The following is a 21,154-nucleotide window of genomic DNA, read 5'->3' on the forward strand; positions in this document are numbered from 1 at the left end:
TAATTCTTTTTTAATAATTAAATTTTTAATCCAGATTTATCCCAATCTTTATTAAAAATCTCTAAACCGAAGTCTGTTAGTGGATGATCTAATAATTGCTTGATAATTTTACCAGACATTGTAGCAACATCAGCCCCATACATACTAGCTTGATAAACATGGTTAGGATTTCTTATAGATGCAGCAAGGATTTTTGTTTGATACTGATAATTATCATATACTTGTCTTATATCACTTATTAAACTAATACCATTTTGACCTATATCATCAAGTCTACCGATAAAAGGCGATATATAATATGCTCCGGCTTTTGCAGCGATAAGAGCCTGATTCACAGAAAAGCATAAGGTCATGTTCACTTTTTTTTCTTTATTTGCAAAATATTGGCACGCCTTAATACCATTCCATGTCATAGGTAATTTAATAACAATATTGCTGGATATTTCTAAAATTTTATTTCCTTGACTAATCATAGTATCAACATCATTTGCAACCACTTCAACACTAACATCGGAAGTTATTATCTTACATATTTCTGCAATAGTTGAGACAAAATCATCTTTTGTCTTAGACATTAAGGAAGGATTAGTAGTTATACCATCAATTATACCTAATTGATTAATCTCATCAATTTCTTTAATATCAACACTATCTAAAAAAATTTGCATTTAATTTAAGCTCGACAAAATTGAATCAAGTTCTTCTAAATTACTATAGTGAAATATTAATTTTCCACCAATTGGGTAGTTTTCAATAGTTACTTTTATATTAAATCTTTCTGACAATGATTTAGCTAATAATTGTAGATCATTCTCTTTACTATTTTCTTTTAGAAATCTTTTCCCTACATGTCTATCATGTTCTGGGATTTTTGTATATTCATTTTTAGACCAATTTTTTACTATATCTTCAGTTTGTCGAACGCTTAAATCATTTTCAATAATATGGTTAGCTATTACCTCGGCCTGCTGATGATTAATTAGGCATCTTGCATGTCCCATAGTTAAAAGCCCTTCATTTATTTTATCTTTGATAGATTGTGGTAATTGATTTAGTCTTAATAAATTAGCTACATGACTACGACTCTTGCTAAGTTTTTCTGCTAATTTCTCTTGTGTATAACCAAACTCTTTTATTAACCGCTCAAATCCTTCTGATTCTTCTATAACAGATAATTCCTCTCTTTGAATATTTTCAATTAGTGCTATCTCTATAATTTCTTTATCCCCTATATCTTTTACAATAGCAGGAATATCGCTAAGCTTAGCTATCTTACAAGCACGCCAACGTCTCTCACCAGCTATAATTTTATATTTTCCATCATTGGTTGAATTAACAATGATTGGTTGCAATAAACCATTATTACTTATGGAGTCAGCTAATTCTTTTATTTTATCATATTCAAATTTTTTCCTTGGTTGATTATTCCTAGCTTCAATTTTATCAATATCTATAATTTTTATTAATTCATCTTTTTCTACAGTAAAAACCTCTTCTCCAAGCAAAGCCGATAACCCTTTGCCTAAACCTTTGTTTTTCATATATTTCTACCTAAAATCTCTTTTGTAAGTTCTATATAAGCAATAGAGCCAGTACATTTATGATCATAAATAATTGCTGGCTGACCGTAAGATGGTGCCTCAGATAGTTTTACATTCCGCGGAATAACTGTCTTAAATACCAATCTTCCTAAGCATTTTCTAACATCATCCTCTACTTGCTCAGTTAATCGATTGCGCTTATCATACATAGTAAATAAAATACCGGCAATTTTTATTTTCGGATTTAAATTCTTTTCTACAATTTCAATTGTCTTTAGTAAATGACTTAATCCTTCTAATGAATAAAAATCACACTGCATAGGGATTAATACATAATCACAAGCTACTAACGCATTAACTGTTAGTAGGTTAAGAGCAGGAGGACAATCTATAATAATATAATCATATTTACTGACCAACTTATTTAACAAATCCGATAATAAATATTCACGCTTTTTTATACTTAATAAATCCGATTCAGCACCGGATAAATTAGTGTTAGCTGTAATTAATTGTAAATTTGGAATATTCGTTTGTATTATGGCTTCTTCAATCGTTCTTAAACCAATTAATACTTGATAAATAGTAACTTTTCTATCTTGTTGGTTTATACCAAAACCAGTACTACTATTTCCTTGAGGATCTAAATCTATAACCAAGATTTTTTTATCCATTACAGATAAAGCTGTCGATAAATTTACAGTAGTTGTAGTTTTAGCAACTCCACCTTTTTGATTAACTATCGCAACTATTTTTGTCATATATGTTACTAATTTCTAGAATCTTACTATTATCAGAAGTCTCACTATCATACATAGAATGACAAAAAGACCATCTCTTTTTAGCAATTTCAATTTCTTTTTGATATTGCTCACCTTTAAATAATAAATACTTATTTCTTACATTAATATGTTGGGTATAAACAAATATTTTCTCTAACTGAGCACAGGCTCTAGAAGTTAATATATCACAATCTAATTTAACATTTTCTATTCGTTGATTAACCACATTGACTTTATTAGTAGAAATTTTAGAAGCTTGCAATAAAAAAATAGATTTTCTTACATCAGATTCTACTAAAGTAACATTTTTTATTCCAGCAATAGACAAAACTATCCCTGGAAATCCACCACCCGAACCAACATCTATTAAATGAATATTTTGGTTATTTATATACTTCATTAGCTGTAAAGAATCTAAAATATGTCTTACCCAAAACTCACGCTCGGTATTACAAGAAACGAGATTAATAGTTTTATTCCATTTTAATGTCAATGATTGATACTTCTTAAGGGCATCTAATATTTCACGTGGAACATTACGACCGTCATACATTAATGTTTATATCTTGTTTTTATATAAATTATAATTGCTATTAAAGCAGCTGGAGTAACTCCAGATATTCTTCTAGCTGCACCAATAGTCGCCGGTTTATGATAATGGAGCTTTTCTCTTACTTCTGTAGACAAGCTTGGTATTTTAAAGTAATCAATATTCTCATCTAATAATTCCAACTCTTCTTCTTTAAATAATTGAATATCTGCATTTTGTCTAATCAAATAAGAAGAATATCTTGATTCAATACAAAGATAATGAAGGATTTTTTTATTTAATGAAATAAGTTCTGGGAATATCTCTATTGTTTTATCAACACCAAAATTTGGTAGTCCTAGTAAATCAAAGGCTGTTTTATATGAACCATCTTGTGCAATAGACACACCCAAGTTAGCTAACTTAGTGGTTGTTAAAGAAATAGTTTTTACAATATTTTCTACCTTATGAATATCGTCACATTTCTTACTAAAAATCTCTTTGCGTAAATTGGATATAACACCAATATCTATGGCCATTTGAGTTAGCCTTAAATCTGCATTATCAGCCCTAACAGAAAGTCTATATTCAGATCTGGAAGTGAACATTCTATAAGGCTCCACTGTACCAAGGGTAATTAAATCATCAATCATAACACCAATATAAGCATCTGCTCTAGTCAAAATAAAATCTGATTGATTTTTTATCGATAAGGCTGCATTAATGCCAGCCATAATTCCTTGCCCCGCAGCTTCTTCATAGCCAGTGGTGCCATTAATTTGACCGGCAAAATACAAACCTTTAATTTTTTTTGTTTCTAACGTTACTTTTAATTCTCTTGGATCGACATAATCATATTCTATTGCATATCCTGGTTTTAACATAGTGGCATTTTTAAGACCAGGAATTGTTTTTAGCAATGCTAATTGTATATCTTCAGGCAACGATGTAGATATACCATTTGGGTATATAGTATGGTCGTCCAAGGCTTCAGGTTCTAAAAATATTTGATGACTTACTTTAGAGAATCTAGTAACCTTATCCTCGATGGATGGACAATATCTTGGTCCTATACCCTTGATTTGTCCAGAATACATAGCTGATTTATCTAAATTATTCCTAATAATTTCATGAGTTTGTTCAGTTGTTCTAGTAACGAAACAATTTATTTGCTTTATCTTAACAGAATTTGTAAGTTCGGAGAAAGGACGTGGCACGGTATCTCCAGCCTGCACTTCTACTTCGTTATAATCAATTGTTCTTCCATCTATTCTTGGAGGGGTACCAGTTTTTAACCTACCAAGAGAAAAGCCAAAAGATTTTAAAGTGTTAGATAAACCGTATGACGGCTTTTCACCTATTCTACCCGATGGGATTTTTTTAGTTCCTATGTGAATGAGTCCCGATAAAAACGTACCTGTGGTTAATACAACTTTTTGACACTCAATACGCGTACCATTATCTAAGGTTAATGCCTTTACTTTAGAGTCGTGGACTTCAATATTTTCTACAGACGCACATAAAATTGTCAAATTTGGGTGATTTATCAAGACATTATGCATAGCTTTCTTATAAAGTTTTCTGTCAGCTTGAGCTCTTGGTCCCCAAACTGCTGGCCCTTTACTTTCATTGAGCATCTTATAATGGATACCAGCTTGATCTATAATTTTACCCATGAGTCCGTCAAGTGCATCTATTTCTTTTACTAAAGTGCCTTTTGCTACCCCACCTATTGCAGGATTGCAAGACATTTCACCAAGATTATCTAATTTTAGAGTAATTAAAAGAGTATCTACACCTAAACGAGCAGAAGCCGAAGCTGCCTCGCAACCAGCATGACCACCACCAATAACTACAACACTATATCTCATATAGACTATAATTATTCTACAATTTCTTTTTCAGTAAAGAAAAGTTTTATCTCTCTTTCAGCACTTTCCAAAGTATCAGAACCGTGAATACTATTAGCCTCGATATTTTCTGCAAAATCTCTCCGAATTGTGCCTAGTTCAGCATTTTCTGGGTTAGTAGCTCCCATTATTTTACGATTTTGTAAGATAGCATTTTCTCCTTTAAGCACCTGTAAAACAACAGGACCAGAAATAATGCCCTCTATTAAACTACTAAAAAATGTTCTTGATTTATGTTCTGCATAAAAATGCTCTGCTTGATCTTTAGTTAAAATGGTCATTTTTTGAGCTACTATTTTCAGCCCATTATTTTCTAAATAAGAAGTAATCTTACCAATTATATTTCTTCTCGTAGCATCTGGCTTAATCATTGAAAACGTATATTCTTGAGTCACAGTAAACCTTTATTAATTTATTATTAACATTTATATAAATTTATACATTTTTGGCAAGTAAATTCTGACAGCACAGCTAAAGTAACACGTTACGCATTTTTCTAGAACTATAATTCCAAGTTAAGGAAAAAAGTATTGCCCCCAAGAAAGCAGACAAGATAAAAAATAAAAAAACACCATTCCAACCTAAATTATCAGAAATCCAACCAACACATACCCCAGCCAATGCAGCACCAAGATAACCAAATAAGCCTGAAAGACCATTAGCTGTACCAACTGCTTGTTTATTAGTAAAATCTGCTGTAGCAACACCTATTAAGACTTGCGGTCCAGATACAAAAAAACCAGCCAAAGCAAGAATAATCATGCTAAATATTTCATACTCGTTTGGTATTTGCCAAAATAAAATAAGAGTAAAAGCCAAAACAAACATAAATACTGAACCAACTGCACCACGTCGTCCTTGAAATAGATTGTCTGACATCCATCCAGCAACAACACCACCAATTAAACCTAAAATATCATAAGAAGCAACTTGTAGACCAGCTTGAGCAATAGTAACGTTTTTTAGTTCACGTAAAAATACGGGTGCCCAAAAAATTACACCTGACCGTACAATATAAACAAACATATTAGCAAAACACACATACCACACTAACTTATTACAAAATACAATTTCTATTAGTTGACGCGTTAATAAATTATCACCATTGTTTCCAAGAGATATATCACATTCTTTATACTCTTCTACTATGGGCAAATTAACCTCATTGGGAGAATTACGTAATCTATTAAATAAAAATAACGATATTAATAATGCCACTATTCCAGGAATTATAAATGCTGCTTTCCAACCATAAACGTCTATTAAATAGCCACACACTATCATAGTAGTTGCTCCGCCAATTTGATTAGAAGTAGCCCCTAAAGACCATTTCATTCCTAATTCCTTAGAAGCGTACCAATAAGTCAACATACGTGTTGCAGGCGGCCATCCCATGGATTGAAACCAATTATTCAGAATCCATAAAAAACCCAGTAAGGTTATACTAGAAGCAAAACCCGATAACAATGTTATGATGCCTACAAGGGCAAGACCAACCACCATAAATATACGAGCATTTGATCTATCGCTAAAGAATCCATTACACAACTTTCCTACACCATAAACTATAGAAGAGGCTGTTAAAATCCAGCCAAGTTGAGTTTTTGTTACCTCAAAATGATCCATTAAAGCAGGCATTGCAATATTAAAATTCTGACGACAAAATATGAATGTTGAATAACCAATAATTATTGAATATAAAATTCTAATACGCCAACTATTATACTTTCTAGCATAAGGAGGTCTTTCTTTGAAGGATGTACTTATCATCGTTTCCTTAGGTTATTACTTGCAAACATTTGAAGAGAGTATATATGCTTGTCAGGAAAAATGCCACAAGCTATTATGTATTTTGTATCTAAAACTTATTTTTTATCAAATGTACTTGAGATTTATTGCGAACTAGGTTAACCTCCTATAGAATCTAAGACAATAAAATTAATTCCAAACGACAATTATGACAAAATTATTAAGATTTTCTCTGTTTTTTGTTATACTCTTGCAATTATTATCATGCACTCCTGGTCCTCCTTACGAGATTAAAAGCCCTTGTGTGTCTGTTGAATCAACAGATTCTTCGAGTAGTGGCAACCCATGTGTTCCTAGACCGGTAAACTTAACTAGAGATATTGCCTAAAGGTTTGCTTTTATAGTAATGTACAAAATTAGTAGATTTTATAATTACCTAGTAGATTATATCTTGCCAGCAAGATGTTTGTCTTGTGCTGAAATGACTGCCACTAAAGAAGAATTTTGTCTAAATTGTTGGAAGAAATTTGACTTTATTACAAAACCTTACTGCAATATTTGTGGTTGTAGATTAGATATATCAATTTTAGATGATATGTGTTGTGCAAAATGCTTTCAATATAAACCACATTATAACATATCCCGTAGTTTAATTAAATTTAACGAGCATAGCAAGAAAATAATTCATGCTTTTAAATATCAAGACAAAACCATTCTTTCCAAAACTTTCAGCAAATTACTTTATATACAATATCACAGCGAATTTCAAGATATTGACCTGATTATTCCAGTTCCAATGAATAGATTCAAAAGATTGTTTAGAATGTATAATCCTGCTTTGATTATGGCTCAAGAAATCAGCAGACTACTAAAAAAACCTGTAAGTCCTGACGTATTAATTAAGTCAAGATGGACCAAATCCCAAACTTTTTTATCTAAAAAAGAACGAGAAAAAAACTTATCAAATAGCCTTATATTCAATAAAAAATATCAAATTATAGACCAAAAAATATTATTAGTAGATGATGTATTAACCACTGGTACTACCATTAACAAATGTGCTAAAATCTTAAAGGATTCCGGGGCTAAGAGTGTTTATGTTATGACAATTGCCATGACATAAATACTCTTATATCCCCATTTTGCACTCATTAAATTGAGGATAAGCTACTTAAAAATTCACTTTAACCTTCAAACTACCTTGGTGACCAATATATTTGCTGGCAATGTTAACATTATAGATAATACCACATTCCATCATATTATATTTCGCAGTGAAACCAGTACCAACAGTGAAGAAGGTCTTAACAGGTTTAACTGATTTAGTCGGTAATGGTTCATTTATCCCATCTAACCTTGCATCAATAATTGGTGCTTTTCCTTTGAAGTCATGATTAACGTAACCATGCAATTCTGGTATTAACAGTACTTTGTTAGCCTTCAGGGTTGCCGCAGTTCTTAACCCCAAAATACCTTCAAATTTATTGTACGACCTTTTCTTAACAACTAAGTTTTGGAATTTTGTACCAGTTTCCGTATAGCCAGCATCCTTAAATTGCGAATATCTGAACCCAATTGTTGGGGTAATCATTAACTTTTCAGAAGCTATATAATTATACCCTGTAAGTAATTGACCACTATAAGAGATAGATTTATACTTAGCAGCAGCAGTCTCTAGAGCAGTAACATTTCTTTTTACATTCGTTGCAATTAGGCGTCCTTCTGAGTTCCTAACCCTAGTTATACCATATGATGCTATAGCTTCAGTAAACCAATTATTGGTAAGATTATACAAACTATATAAGGAGAAGATATTAGTCTTACCATTAGTTTTATCACCAAATTTCTTATCCTGATGAGACATTTGTGTGTTAATTCGGCTATAAGCTGCACCAAGTAGCAGATTATCATTTACTAAACCATCAAATCCAACTATTCCACCAGCTGATTTCTCTTTATAACCACTAACCCCTTTATACGTTTCTTGGCAAGCAGTACCATAGAATGGACTACCCCATACTCCATACCTTAGCGTATCATCATCACCAGAGCCTACAGCTGATGCAGCATTTTTCATAGGTACTGAATTTCCCATCCTTGTTGCAGTAATTTGGGTATCAGCTTGAGCCATCAATCCTCTAATTATTTCAGATGTTGGATTTCTTGCAAGGCTCTCTCCTATTGGATTTTCATTACCAGGCAATATTCTATCCATCGCTTGAAGGGTATGCTCTCTATCCATCAAACCTATATTGTTCCTGAACTTACCAGCAGAACTATTACGATCTGTTACATTATTCAACAGTGTATAAAATTTCCGTTCTTCCTGTGATAGGGATTTACCAGCAATGTCTTTATCTATAACTTGCTTAGAAATGTCAGTTATATATAGTTTTAGATCACTAGAATCCATGGACCACTGTACAAAACGGTTTTGTTCACCAGTTGGGTCAAGCTTAATTTTACTGTTATCAATTGCAACAAGACCCTGACCATCAACTGATGAAATCACAACATACTTAGCACCACCCTCAGGAATTTTGTTAATATCAGTCTGAGCATTCACTTTTATAGTCAGCTGGTCTGCTTTCGATAAATCCAATTTACTACCTTTCTGAACCTCTATATTACCGCCTGCTGCACTTGATGGGTCGTAGGCAGTAACTAATTCTACATCTCCTGTCAGCTGTGCCTGACCAGTATATTTTAATTGATTAGCTGCAATATCTACGGTTAAACCTTTAGCTGCTAAATTACCAGTTATAGAGGCTGTTTTAGGTAATATAATTATCTTAGCTTTATCTGCTTTAATATTAGCAAAGTTAATATTTTGTTCTAATATTACAAACTTATCTGCAGCAAAATTTACTTTTTTCCCATTAGCAGTTTGTTTAAACCAAACATTATCGGTAAACGTTACCTCACCACCAGTAATTTTGGCATCAACCAGTACTGCCTTATCAAATTTTGCAATACCTTCATTTTTTATTTCATCCGAACCAATTTGTGTACTATAGGCAAAACTTTTCAATGATCTTGATATGCTAGCTCCATCTACAGTGGAGTTTGGCACAGATATAGTTCTGTTTATAGTACCAGCAAAAGTTGCAGTCTTATCACTAGCAATGGTTATTTGCTTAGAATAAACATCACCTCTTACCGTAGCATTCTTATCAAAGATTACATCAGACAATTTTAAATCATTTGTTCCTAAATTATAAGCAAAGCTTCTATCCGAGTTGAAAATTACTTTACCAGTATTATTAGTTTCAGTTGATACATCGTAATAGACACCACTATTAATAGTAATTTTATGATCACCCAGTAATTTAATAGATTTTAACCTGTTCTTCTCTAACCCAATATCTTGTATTCCAGTGGTAAAATCTGCAGCTAATGCAAGAGTATGAACATTATTACCATTAGTCCTAATACCACCTACAGTACTTGTCCTTTCTAACGTTAAAGTTGCCTCTTTACTAGCATTAGAGAAGTTAATATTATTCGCCGAAACTGCTTGGGTAACCTTTACATCTGCTCCCGCTATGTCTAAAGTATCTACTGCATTAGTAGCACCTATTGCACTATTAACGGCTATAGTTTCAGCATTACTAAATTGAACTGTACCTTGACCAGCTGCATGTCCCTTAATATTACGAGTTGTCACGCTGTTAGCAAACTCAGCAGTTGCTCCAGCAGATATTATGATGTCCTTATCATTAGCAGTTTGAACTTTGTCGCCAAAGATGGTAGTACCTTGGACTTGTATAGTACCAACAGGACTTGTTGCCGTTCCAACTACACCAGCAACTCTATTGTTGCCTTCGAATATTAAACCAACTGCATTTCCTCCTGTTGAGTTAATAGAACCTGTTAAATTAAAGTTATTAGCAAAAGTTAAATTACCAACACCATTACCTTGAATTTCAGTAATAGTATGATTGCCACCTACTAATCTTACATTACCTGCCCCAGCTCTTAACATCTTTAAGTTAGTAATAGGATTTGTTACTGCACCAATTCCTCGGAATTCTAATGTTCCCTTAGCATCACCAGTACCAGTACTAGTTACACTACCAGTGATTCTCTTACCAGCTTCCAACTTAACTGTACCATCATGATTTTGGAAATCTACATTACCTGTAATATCACCAACGGTAAGTGCAGTATTCTTAGCAAATAAAATATTGCTATTAACATCACCCAATGTTAGTTCATTTACATTTAATTCTATATTTTTGCTATGAATGATAATCGCCCGAGTGTCAAATTTACCTCTACCTGAAAAAATTACCTCTTTTAATTTATTAACAGCAGTACCTAAATGTTTACCTGCCCCAGCAATCGTCAATGTTCTTCCATCCTCAACAGAATGAAGCTCAACTATACCCTTACCATCAGCACCAGCACCAGGATTTAAATTATTTACCAAAGTTATTGTTTTATCTGCAGCAGCACTATTCTTTAAGGTTAACTGAGCATCTGCATGGTCAAAATTAATAGTTTGATTAGCAGCACCAAGAAGGTTAACATCACCTAATGCAGCATCTATTACTAGAGACCCATTTACTGCAGCCGTACCTATATTTATGGTTTTAATCTTTCCAATGTCTTGATGTGTGGCTTTGAGGTTAGCCGTTTGAACATTTAAAGTACCATGATCACCATGCTCTATTTCTGAGTCGAAATCATAAGGTCCACCAGCACCGTTAAATGTCAGTATCCCATCATTAGCATCATCAAAAGTAACTTTTCCTTTAAAATGACCACCAATTGTTACAGTATGACCAGCAGCATTACCAAAGTGCAGATCATCAGTATAAACACTACCACCTAATGTAGTAGCACCATTAATATCAATTCGGGCAAGTCTCTTATTATTAGCACCGATATCCTTAGTTACCGTACCAATTCCTGCGAAATTTAATGTGCCTACACCAGCTCCACCCGCGACTCCACCCGCAATAATATTACCATCGATTGTCTTATCAGCTACTAGATTAATTGTACCTGCCTGACCGTTGAAATCCACATTACCAGTAATATTATTGTTAGCATTAAATACAGTAGCTTTATTAAACAAAATGTTACCATTAACAACGCCACCCGAAGTCAGCTCAGCTACATTTAATTCTATATTTTGAGCATTAATGGTAGGTACAATATCAATGTTACCATCACCGGAAAAAATCACCTTTTTGAGCTTATGATTAGCAGTACCTAAAGAGAGGGCAGCTCCATCAATGGTTAATGTTTTGGCAACAATAACAGATTGGATTTCAATTATACCTTTGGTAGATGCAGCTGGAGCTAGAGTATCTGGATCTAAATTAGCTTTGAAAGTTATAGTTTTATTATCATTAGCAGTATTCTGTAATATTAACTTGGAATCTACATGGTCAAAATTAATAGTTTGATTAGCAGCACCAAGAAGGTTAACATCACCTAATGCAGCATCTATTACTAGAGACCCATTTACTGCAGCCGTACCTATATTTATGGTTTTAATCTTTCCAATGTCTTGATGTGTGGCTTTGAGGTTAGCCGTTTGAACATTTAAAGTACCATGATCACCATGCTCTATTTCTGAGTCGAAATCATAAGGTCCACCAGCACCGTTAAATGTCAGTATCCCATCATTAGCATCATCAAAAGTAACTTTTCCTTTAAAATGACCACCAATTGTTACAGTATGACCAGCAGCATTACCAAAGTGCAGATCATCAGTATAAACACTACCACCTAATGTAGTAGCACCATTAATATCAATTCGGTCAAATCTCTTATTATTAGTACCAATATTCCCAATTACCGTACCATCTCCTAGGAAGGTTAATGTTCTCCTGTTATTTCGAGCAACTATATTACCATTGATTATCTTAGTATTACCCACCTTAAGTACAGTACCTGCACGGGTAAAGTTAATATTATCAGCATAAACATTACCATTTAATGTAACTATTGCAGCACCCCCTTGTCTTACTACTACATCACCTATATTCACTGTTAGTAATCTATGATCATTCGCACCAATCTGCTCAACTGTACCATTTGTTGCGAAGGTTAATACGCCCTGCTTATGTACACCAGCCGAGACATTGCCGACAGCTATATCCCCATTATCATCAGAACGAACTACAAGAGTTGAGCCTGCACCACCAAGCGTTACAGTACCCAAGCCAGTGTAGGTATTGGCTACTGCATTGAAGCCATGATCAACCGCAGCAGCTGGAGTACCAGTTAAAGTTAAGGTGTGATCAGCTTCTATCTTTATAGGTAACCTACCATCTACACCAACACCATGAGCATCAGGCACTATAGAACCGATTGATAGATTTTGATTAACTGTAAGATCGCCGGGCTGATGATTAGCTAGGTTGATAGCTTTAATAGTAGCACCTGCGTGGTTAGCATTAAGTGTATGATTAGCAGCACCATAGGTAATTGCTAATTTTGGATTTACTAGATCATTCCACACATCAACCACATTATATGATACTACGGGATCTAGAGGATTACCGCCGTTATCAATTCCATTCCAATTCAGATTAGCAGCACCATCCCCCAAAGTTGCATTGTTTATAATTACAGCACCACGATCCACACCAGCCGCCAATGCGTTACTACTGCCTAGGCTAGCTACAACTGAGGCGATTGCACTACTAGCCAGTAAATATTTAAAGGATTTTTGTTTTTTTGCCATCATTTTACCATTCTATAATTAAAAAAAATTAACTTAACTCAACCTGATCTTGGTCATTTTTTTATATCCCCTACCTACGCAAGGAATTGACATCAAACTGAGGTTAATACTTAAGTATCATCCCGAATGGGCAGAGTATCTTTGGTTCAAACTTCACCAATCTTATAAGATATTTAGCACATTCTGTGACTCTGCACAAGAACTTTTCTGTTGATTTTACACTAAAGTTGCAAAAGGGCAAGCACAAAAAAACTCTTTCGTTTAACTATTATACTAGTTGATTATATTTGAAAATTACCATAAAGCCTTATATCTAACAAATTGTAGCACAAATAAGAAGCCTTATGTTGACTAATTTTTAGTATGCCAAAAGCACTACGAGCCTGATTTTTTAGACGTTTCAAGCACTTTTCTGTCTCGAAGATAAAACGTGAGTACCACGCAGTTTTGCGAAACCAATTCTTCAAAGCGGAAGAGTATATATGTCATTCTCACTTTCGCACACTGGTTCTACAACCAAATTGGAGAAAGAATTTTTGACAAAAACTCTTTATGTTTTTGTAACTCTTCCTTAGTTGGTTTGATAACTATAGTATTCTTTTTATTTGCCATAGTAGTTTGAACCACTAACTCGTCTATATTTTGTGCCTTTTGGCTATTAATATTGAAACTTATCTGCCTACCTCCAGTAAGTTCAACATAAACTTCTGCCAGTAATGCCGCATCTTTAAGTGCCCCATGCAACTTACGTGAGGAATTGTCAATTTTATATCTTTTACATAATGCGTCAAGATTAGCTTTCATTCCAGGAAACATCTTCCGAGCTAAAGCAAGAGTATCGATAATATTGGAAAGTTCTAAATACTCTGTAGAAGGTCTTTTGAGCAGAGATAACTCATAATTAATAAATTTAATATCGAATGCTGCATTATGTATAATAAGTCTGCTATTGCTAATAAACCCTAAGAACTCGTCAACAATTTCTTCAAAAGGTGGTTTGTCTTTTAAAAATTCTCCCGATATGCCATGTATTCGATAAGCTTCCGTCGGCATATCTCGCTTTGGATTAATATAAAAATGAAAATGTTTGCCGGTTAAAACTTTATTAACCATCTCAATAGCACCAATCTCAACAATTCGGTGACCATTTTTGGGGTCTAAACCAGTTGTCTCCGTATCTAAAATTACTTCTCTTAATTGCTGCATTTTAATTTTTCTATTAGTTGAGTTATTTGTTTATCTAAATCTACTAGATTAACATCAGTATTAATAACAAAATCTGCTTTTTCTATTTTAATCTGTTGTGGCAATTGAATTTGTGCTATTTTATTATAAGCTGTTAAATTAAAAGCCTCTCTAGACATTGCACGTTTTAATCTAGATTCTTCTGAGCAGAATGTTGTAACATAAAAATCAAAATATTGATCAAATCCAGCTTCAAAAAGTAATGGTATCTCAGCAAATGTAATCTCTGATTTACTATTTTGCTGTTTAAAAAGAAACAAACTTTCCACTACAAATGGATGAATAAAATTTTGCAGTTTGTTTCTTGCTGAATCATTAGCATAGATTAGCTCTGCAATTTTTCTTTTATCAAAGCTTTTTAGATCAGGTAGTAAGTTAAGAACCATATTTTGTATTTCTGACTCTTCGTATAGGTTCTTAACATATTCGTCAGCAGAAAAAGTTGTAAATCCTAGATTAGCTAAATAATTTAAGACAAAAGTTTTCCCTGAAGCATAACTACCGCTGATTCCTACCGCGATCATTCTAATAAATATTTTATTTTTTCTAAGTAATTTTCACTTTAAGGGATTTAAATTTAGATAACGTAATTACCTAACTCATAATTCTTCATTTCTTTTATAAATTCATACATTCTCAGTTGCAATTGAATGTTATTACCTGGGTGAGTTGGGTCGGTTTTTATTTTATGCGAACATAACTTACCATTTCCCCCTTTTCTTTTAAAAGTTATCAAATTACCAATAAGCAAATTACCACCTTTAGATGTAAAAGATATGTCATATTTTAAATGTTTTAAAATATTTTTCATTGAATAAATATGCATCATACTTTCTTGTCTATCGTATAGTACTAGTATTTCTCGAGATTTTTTATAAGACATAGATCATTCCACTATATCTTTTACAATAGGTTTAAATATTAATACTGCTTTCTCTTTTTCACTTTTTGGAAAAAAATCATATTTTGTAGCTCCTCTTTTGGCTTTTTCAACAAGTAGATTTTGCAACCACGTTAAGCAATCCAAATTAAATTTTTCGCAGAACTTTTCAGGTGTGGTTCTTGTTAGTTGATTTAAACCAGTCTTAAAAGCCTTTATATTGGCATCAATATTTCTCCCACAAGAAAATTCCATTTTTACATCTACTTTTTCATTATGTACTCCACTACAAATCGCAGTTATGAAGTTTCCTTGTATTTTAAAGTTTTCTTGAATTTTTTGTATGATTTTTTGATGATCTCCTATGCTATTTTTAAACAGAACCTCAACATTTTTTCCTATATAAGCATTTCTATTCATAATTATGATATTCCAATTGAATCATAAATATTACTGATCATCTTTGGTATAACAGCATTGCCAAGCTGTTGATAACCTTTTATCCCTTCTATAACATGGTGATTTTTTGGAAATCCCATTAAGTTTTTACATTCATTAACTGATAATCGTCTAATTCTATTATTAATTAAATATAAGCCAGTTCTTGCACCCACTCCTCCACCAAAAGCAGAAAGAGTTATTGCATGTCCCAAGGGGCTATAGATTCTTTCTCCTTGACCGCCTTTATTAACATAACCAATTCTTAGAGGTCTTAAATTTCTTTCAATTTCTTTATTGCCATCTATTACTATGTCATCTCTTTTAATATATAAACTATCATCAACTTTTTCTTCTAAAATATCATCCAAATAAACTTTTGCAAAAGTTTCTTTTGGCGGTAAATATTTAAATTTTAGATCATTATCGTAATCTTTACGTAAACAAACAAAATAAACCCTTTCTCTTGATTGAGGTATACCAAAAAAAGAAGAATTTAGAATATGCCTATAAACTTTATAACCAATTTCATCCAATTTTATATCTATTGTTTTAATTACCGATCCATTATCAATATTAATTATATTTTTGACGTTCTCAAGCAATAAAACATATGGTTTATGATATTGGGCGATTCTAATTATTTCATAAAATAATCTTCCGTTACTGCCTTTTAATCCCAATTGCTTACCAGAAATACTAAAGGGTTGACAAGGAAAACCTGCACATAGAATATCGTGTTTTGGTATTTTTTTTTCTGAGATTTCATTTAAATCGCCATAAGGTCTTTCTCCGAAATTTTTTACATAAGTTTCTTGAATATCCTTATCTATATCTGAAGAAAAAACACACTCCATTCCTTTTCCTTCTAAAGCAATCCTAAATCCACCAATACCGCAAAACAAGTCTATAAATTTATACACATTATTCCTGTTTAAATAAGTTATGATATAGTTAATTCCATTAGATTTGATCAGGGCAATTTAAGAATTGTACCAATAGTTGGTATAAATATAATCTTAACTACTATCGATGCCATTCCTGCAAAAGTGGAAATGATATCGCTTTTAGCTAAGAGTTCCTTGGGTTAGGTATATAGAATGTTGGCAAAGGCATATAAATGCTATATAAAGCAAATTTTTAAGTAATTCTTTAGTTAAATTGCCAACAAAAAAAGTAAAATTATATAATATATTCTCAAAATATGACGATAATTTTACTTTATTACTACTTTGCCAACACCCTTTAATATCATTTGAGTATATATACTCTAGAATAGAAAATCAAGAATTGCATCGTCATTATCCAAGATTCTTGCGGTACTCAGCTGTATTTTTTACTCAAAAATTCTTCAGTTCACGGGTAGTCCTATTATTGCAATATACTTTTTGGACTAAAAATGACCCCAAAAATATACATATATAAACTGTTAATGAATATGCACATTTAAATAATACTTCTTTTAAAAACATCGACAAAACTCTACTTGTAGAGAATATATTTACAAAAAATCCTGACATCACAATGCAATCTACAACCGCACCCATCATTAAACCAGCAAAATTTCTTGTATTCAAAGAACATGTTGACTTGAGTTGTACAAATATACTTGTACTACAATATGTTGATAACAATATAGATACAAAAGATACAAGTATAATTCCATTAATAACACGACCATGAATATAATAATTGAAGTCCCATAACAAACAAAAGCTTACTATTATACTCAACGTTAAAGCAATCCAAGCTTTTTTCCTACCATATAGTTCAGATATGATATTTGCAGTTATAGCTAAAAACACAAATACTAAAGAACACTGAGATATTTTATTAAAAAGATTTAATGAATAAGTGAATATACCAAGTAGTATTACTAGTAGCATGTAAAACTTAGTGTTAATATTGTTCATATTACCTCCTTCTTTTTGTTCTAATTTTATCAAATAATATGGATTATTGTTAGTAGATAATTTAGTTGATTTTTTAAAACTTACTTTTTAAAAGACTTGCTTGCAAGGGTATTTAAATGATTTGGGGAATTGGAACACAAAACAACAAATGTCTAATGACAATTTGTATACTCTTACGCTTTTAAGAATTGTTTTTTAAAAACATCAGGAACTCACGTATTACTTTAGTTTACCCCTCATTTTCAAATGCAATTCGTAGGATCATTTGAGTGTACATGACCTTCACAAAAAACTTGCATTGCAAGCTTGGCAGCGACTTACTCTCCCATGCCTCAGGGCATAGTACCATCAGCACTACGAGGTTTCACGTTCGAGTTCGGTATGGGATCGGGTGTTTCACTCGTGCTATAACCACCAAGCTAGCAATACAAATTTTTTATATATAGACTTCTTTAGACATTTATTCATAGAACCATAATTTCAAAAGAGGTCTAAAATTTGAGTTGTTGATAAAACTGAAAACCTTTTTATGTTTCTTGCAGAATTAATGCTGTACACAAGTACAACCTCAGCAAAGTAAAACAATCGAGCTATTAGTACTAGTTAGCTACACACGTTACCGTGCTTCCACACCTAGCCTATCAACGTGGTGGTCTTCCACGGCTCTGATAGGGAAGTCTAGTTTTGAGGTGGGTTTCCCGCTTAGATGCATTCAGCGGTTATCCCTTCCGTACTTAGCTACCCAGCTATGCCGCTGGCGCGACAACTGGTCCACCAAAGGTACGTCCACCTCGGTCCTCTCGTACTAAAGGCAGATCCTCTCAAACTTCCTACACCCACGGCAGATAGGGACCAAACTGTCTCACGACGTTCTAAACCCAGCTCACGTACCACTTTAATCGGCGAACAGCCGAACCCTTGGGACCTTCTCCAGCCCCAGGATGTGATGAGCCGACATCGAGGTGCCAAACGATTTCGTCGCTATGGACGCTTGGAAATCATCAGCCTGTTATCCCCGGAGTACCTTTTATTCGTTGAGCGATGGCCCTTCCACTCGGGACCACCGGATCACTATGACCGACTTTCGTCTCTGCTCGTCTTGTCAGACTCGCAGTCAGGCTAGCTTATGCCATTGCACTCTAACAGTTGATTTCCGACCAACCTGAGCTAACCATCGCGCGCCTCCGTTACTCTTTGGGAGGCGACCGCCCCAGTCAAACTACCCACCATGCATTGTCTCGGACCCTGATTCAAGGATCGCGGTTAGATATCAAGAATCAAAAGGGTGGTATCTCAAGGATGACTCCACAGTGGCTTGCGCCACCGCTTCATAGTCTCCCACCTATCCTGCACATCTAATTCCTAATACCAGTGCAAAGCTATAGTAAAGGTTCACGGGGTCTTTCCGTCTAACCGCGGGAACTCCGCATCTTCACGGAGAATTCAATTTCGCTGAGTCGATACTGGAGACAGCGGGGAAATCGTTACGCCATTCGTGCGGGTCGGAACTTACCCGACAAGGAATTTCGCTACCTTAGGACCGTCATAGTTACGGCCGCCGTTCACTGGGACTTCAATTCAGAGCTTGCACCCCTCCTCTTAATCTTCCAGCACTGGGCAGGCGTCAGACCCTATACTTCGTCTATTGACTTTGCAGAGCCCTGTGTTTTTAATAAACAGTCGCTACCCCCTGGCTTGTGTCACCTATAAATGGTTGCCCATATATAGGTCATCCTTCTCCCGAAGTTACAGATGCAATTTGCCTAGTTCCTTCAGCATCGTTCTCTCAAGCGCCTAGGTATACTCTACCTGTCCACCTGTGTCGGTTTAGGGTACGGTCTTCAATAAGGGTGTTATTTCCTGGAAGATATTCACTGCATATAACAATCCAATAAGCATATACAATTTACTATCTTCGTCACACCCTTTCGGTTCAGGAATATTAACCTGATTCCCATCGATTACGCCTTTCAGCCTCACCTTAGGGGCCGACTAAACCTGCGCAGATTAACTTTACGCAGGAACCCTTGGACTTTCGGCGAGAATGTTTCTCACATTCTTTATCGCTACTTATGTCAGCATTCTCACTTCCGATACCTCCAGCAAACTTCACAGTTCACCTTCACAGGCTTACGGAACGCTCCGCTACCATCTGCACTATTAAAGTGCAAATCCGCATCTTCGGTACATGACTTGAGCCCCGTTACATTGTTGGCGCAGGAAAACTTATTTAGACTAGTGAGCTATTACGCTTTCTTTAAATGATGGCTGCTTCTAAGCCAACATCCTAGTTGTTTTGGTTTTCCCACATCCTTTAACACTTAGTCATGATTTAGGGACCTTAGATGGCGGTCTGGGCTTTTTCCCTCTCGACTATGGACCTTAGCACCCACAGTCTGTCTGCTATGCTGTACTCGTCGACATTCGGAGTTTGGTTGAGTTTGGTAAGTCTGTAGGACCCCCTAGCTCATCCAGTGCTCTACCTTCGACGGTAATCGCTATAACGCTCTACCTAAATAGATTTCGCGGAGAACCAGCTATATCCGAGTTTGATTGGCCTTTCACCCCTAGCCACAACTCATCCCCTACTTTTTCAACAGTAGTGGGTTCGGTCCTTCAGCGGATATTACTCCACCTTCAACCTGGCCATGGCTAGATCACTCGGTTTCGGGTCTAATTCATCTAACTAAAGTCGCCCTATTCAGACTCGCTTTCGCTACGCCTACACCTAACGGCTTAAGCTTGCTAGATAAACTAAGTCGCTGACCCATTATACAAAAGGTACGCCGTCACAGAACATATAAACGAGCTTTAAAACTCAATGTCTGCTCCGACTGCTTGTAAGCATTCGGTTTCAGGTCTATTTCACTCCCCTTATCGGGGTTCTTTTCACCTTTCCCTCACGGTACTTGTTCACTATCGGTCACTAGAGAGTACTTAGGCTTAGAGGGTGGTCCCCCTATGTTCAAACAGGATTTCACGTGTCCCGCCTTACTCAAGGACTCCAAAACTTTTTACCTATAAGGGGCTATCACCCTCTATGGCCAACCTTTCCATGTTGTTCTAGTTTTTATTCTGAAGCCACTGGCCTGGTCCGCGTTCGCTCGTCACTACTAACGGAGTCTCGGTTGATGTCCTTTCCTCCAGCTATTGAGATATTTCAGTTCACTGGGTTTGCTTCGCATAGCTATGTATTCACTATACGATACCTGCTAAGCAGGTGGGTTTCCCCATTCGGAAATCTTCGGATCAAAGCTTATTCGCAGCTCCCCGAAGCTTATCGCAGCGTATTACGTCCTTCATCGCCTTCTAGTGCCAAGGCATCCACCAAATGCTCTTATTTTATTTACTTTGATTCTTTTAAAGCTTGAGATTGTACGATGTGTACAGAACTAATTCTGCTACTTATACAGTATCCACTCACGATCATAAATTTTTATTATCGCAGTGTGTATTTAGTTTTC

16 protein-coding genes and 2 rRNA genes are annotated in these 21,154 nt (G+C 34.6%); 2 read left to right on the plus strand and 16 right to left on the minus strand.

Features of this window, described 5'->3' with window-relative positions:
* Positions 1-17: 17 nt before the first annotated feature.
* The 7 genes from fsa to AAGD26_RS05475 all read right to left on the minus strand — a co-directional run bounded on the left by fsa (position 18) and on the right by AAGD26_RS05475 (position 6,532).
* Positions 18-668, minus strand: a complete 651-nt coding sequence (gene fsa / locus AAGD26_RS05445; protein ID WP_341751412.1) for a fructose-6-phosphate aldolase — start codon at positions 666-668, stop codon at positions 18-20.
* Positions 669-1,541, minus strand: a complete 873-nt coding sequence (locus tag AAGD26_RS05450; protein WP_341751413.1) for a ParB/RepB/Spo0J family partition protein — start codon at positions 1,539-1,541, stop codon at positions 669-671. It lies immediately after the preceding gene.
* A complete protein-coding gene (locus AAGD26_RS05455) occupies positions 1,538-2,302 on the minus strand; it encodes an AAA family ATPase (protein ID WP_341748380.1) in 765 nt (254 codons plus the stop codon). The genes AAGD26_RS05450 and AAGD26_RS05455 overlap by 4 nt, the downstream gene beginning before the upstream one ends.
* Entirely contained in the window at positions 2,277-2,876 is a 600-nt protein-coding gene (rsmG, locus tag AAGD26_RS05460; RefSeq protein ID WP_341751414.1) for a 16S rRNA (guanine(527)-N(7))-methyltransferase RsmG, read from the minus strand. The genes AAGD26_RS05455 and rsmG overlap by 26 nt, the downstream gene beginning before the upstream one ends.
* Positions 2,876-4,723, minus strand: coding sequence for a tRNA uridine-5-carboxymethylaminomethyl(34) synthesis enzyme MnmG (mnmG, locus tag AAGD26_RS05465; protein WP_341751415.1), 1,848 nt, complete (start codon positions 4,721-4,723; stop codon positions 2,876-2,878). Before mnmG ends, rsmG begins: the two co-directional genes overlap by 1 nt.
* An 11-nt stretch (positions 4,724-4,734) precedes the next feature.
* Complete coding sequence (gene ndk, locus AAGD26_RS05470; protein WP_341751416.1) at positions 4,735-5,157, minus strand: nucleoside-diphosphate kinase; 423 nt, start codon at positions 5,155-5,157, stop codon at positions 4,735-4,737.
* 76 nt (positions 5,158-5,233) lie between these two features.
* The gene (locus AAGD26_RS05475) at positions 5,234-6,532 is read right to left on the minus strand and encodes an MFS transporter (RefSeq protein ID WP_341751417.1); all 1,299 of its coding nucleotides are present in this window, start codon (positions 6,530-6,532) and stop codon (positions 5,234-5,236) included.
* A gap of 187 nt (positions 6,533-6,719) precedes the next feature.
* Between AAGD26_RS05475 and AAGD26_RS05480 the strand changes: the two genes are divergently transcribed.
* Both AAGD26_RS05480 and AAGD26_RS05485 read left to right on the plus strand, forming a co-directional pair.
* On the plus strand, positions 6,720-6,899 hold the full coding sequence (locus AAGD26_RS05480) for a DUF2706 domain-containing protein (RefSeq protein WP_341751418.1): 180 nt from the start codon (positions 6,720-6,722) through the stop codon (positions 6,897-6,899).
* Positions 6,900-6,917: 18 nt separating this feature from the next.
* On the plus strand, positions 6,918-7,634 hold the full coding sequence (locus AAGD26_RS05485) for a ComF family protein (RefSeq protein WP_341751419.1): 717 nt from the start codon (positions 6,918-6,920) through the stop codon (positions 7,632-7,634).
* Positions 7,635-7,682: 48 nt separating this feature from the next.
* Here AAGD26_RS05485 and AAGD26_RS05490 read toward each other — a convergent pair whose 3' ends face one another.
* The 9 genes from AAGD26_RS05490 to AAGD26_RS05530 form a co-directional block, all read right to left on the minus strand.
* Complete coding sequence (locus AAGD26_RS05490; RefSeq protein ID WP_341751420.1) at positions 7,683-13,217, minus strand: autotransporter domain-containing protein; 5,535 nt, start codon at positions 13,215-13,217, stop codon at positions 7,683-7,685.
* A gap of 507 nt (positions 13,218-13,724) precedes the next feature.
* Entirely contained in the window at positions 13,725-14,420 is a 696-nt protein-coding gene (dnaQ, locus tag AAGD26_RS05495; RefSeq protein WP_341748117.1) for a DNA polymerase III subunit epsilon, read from the minus strand.
* Positions 14,408-14,983: a dephospho-CoA kinase gene (gene coaE / locus AAGD26_RS05500; RefSeq protein WP_341751421.1), complete on the minus strand. Its 576-nt coding sequence runs from the start codon at positions 14,981-14,983 to the stop codon at positions 14,408-14,410. The genes dnaQ and coaE overlap by 13 nt, the downstream gene beginning before the upstream one ends.
* Before the next feature lie 53 nt (positions 14,984-15,036).
* A complete protein-coding gene (locus AAGD26_RS05505; protein WP_341751422.1) occupies positions 15,037-15,342 on the minus strand; it encodes a hypothetical protein in 306 nt (101 codons plus the stop codon).
* A 3-nt stretch (positions 15,343-15,345) separates the two neighbouring features.
* Positions 15,346-15,759, minus strand: a complete 414-nt coding sequence (locus tag AAGD26_RS05510; protein WP_341751423.1) for a hypothetical protein — start codon at positions 15,757-15,759, stop codon at positions 15,346-15,348.
* Between the two features lie 2 nt (positions 15,760-15,761).
* A complete protein-coding gene (locus AAGD26_RS05515) occupies positions 15,762-16,700 on the minus strand; it encodes a DNA cytosine methyltransferase (protein ID WP_341751424.1) in 939 nt (312 codons plus the stop codon).
* A gap of 417 nt (positions 16,701-17,117) precedes the next feature.
* On the minus strand, positions 17,118-17,690 hold the full coding sequence (locus AAGD26_RS05520; RefSeq protein ID WP_341751425.1) for a VUT family protein: 573 nt from the start codon (positions 17,688-17,690) through the stop codon (positions 17,118-17,120).
* A 304-nt stretch (positions 17,691-17,994) separates the two neighbouring features.
* Positions 17,995-18,109 (minus strand): 5S ribosomal RNA (gene rrf / locus AAGD26_RS05525).
* A gap of 153 nt (positions 18,110-18,262) precedes the next feature.
* A 23S ribosomal RNA gene (locus AAGD26_RS05530) occupies positions 18,263-21,042 on the minus strand.
* Positions 21,043-21,154 lie beyond the last annotated feature (112 nt).

The sequence above is a fragment of the Candidatus Tisiphia endosymbiont of Piscicola geometra genome (assembly GCF_964026415.1).
GTDB lineage: Bacteria > Pseudomonadota > Alphaproteobacteria > Rickettsiales > Rickettsiaceae > Tisiphia.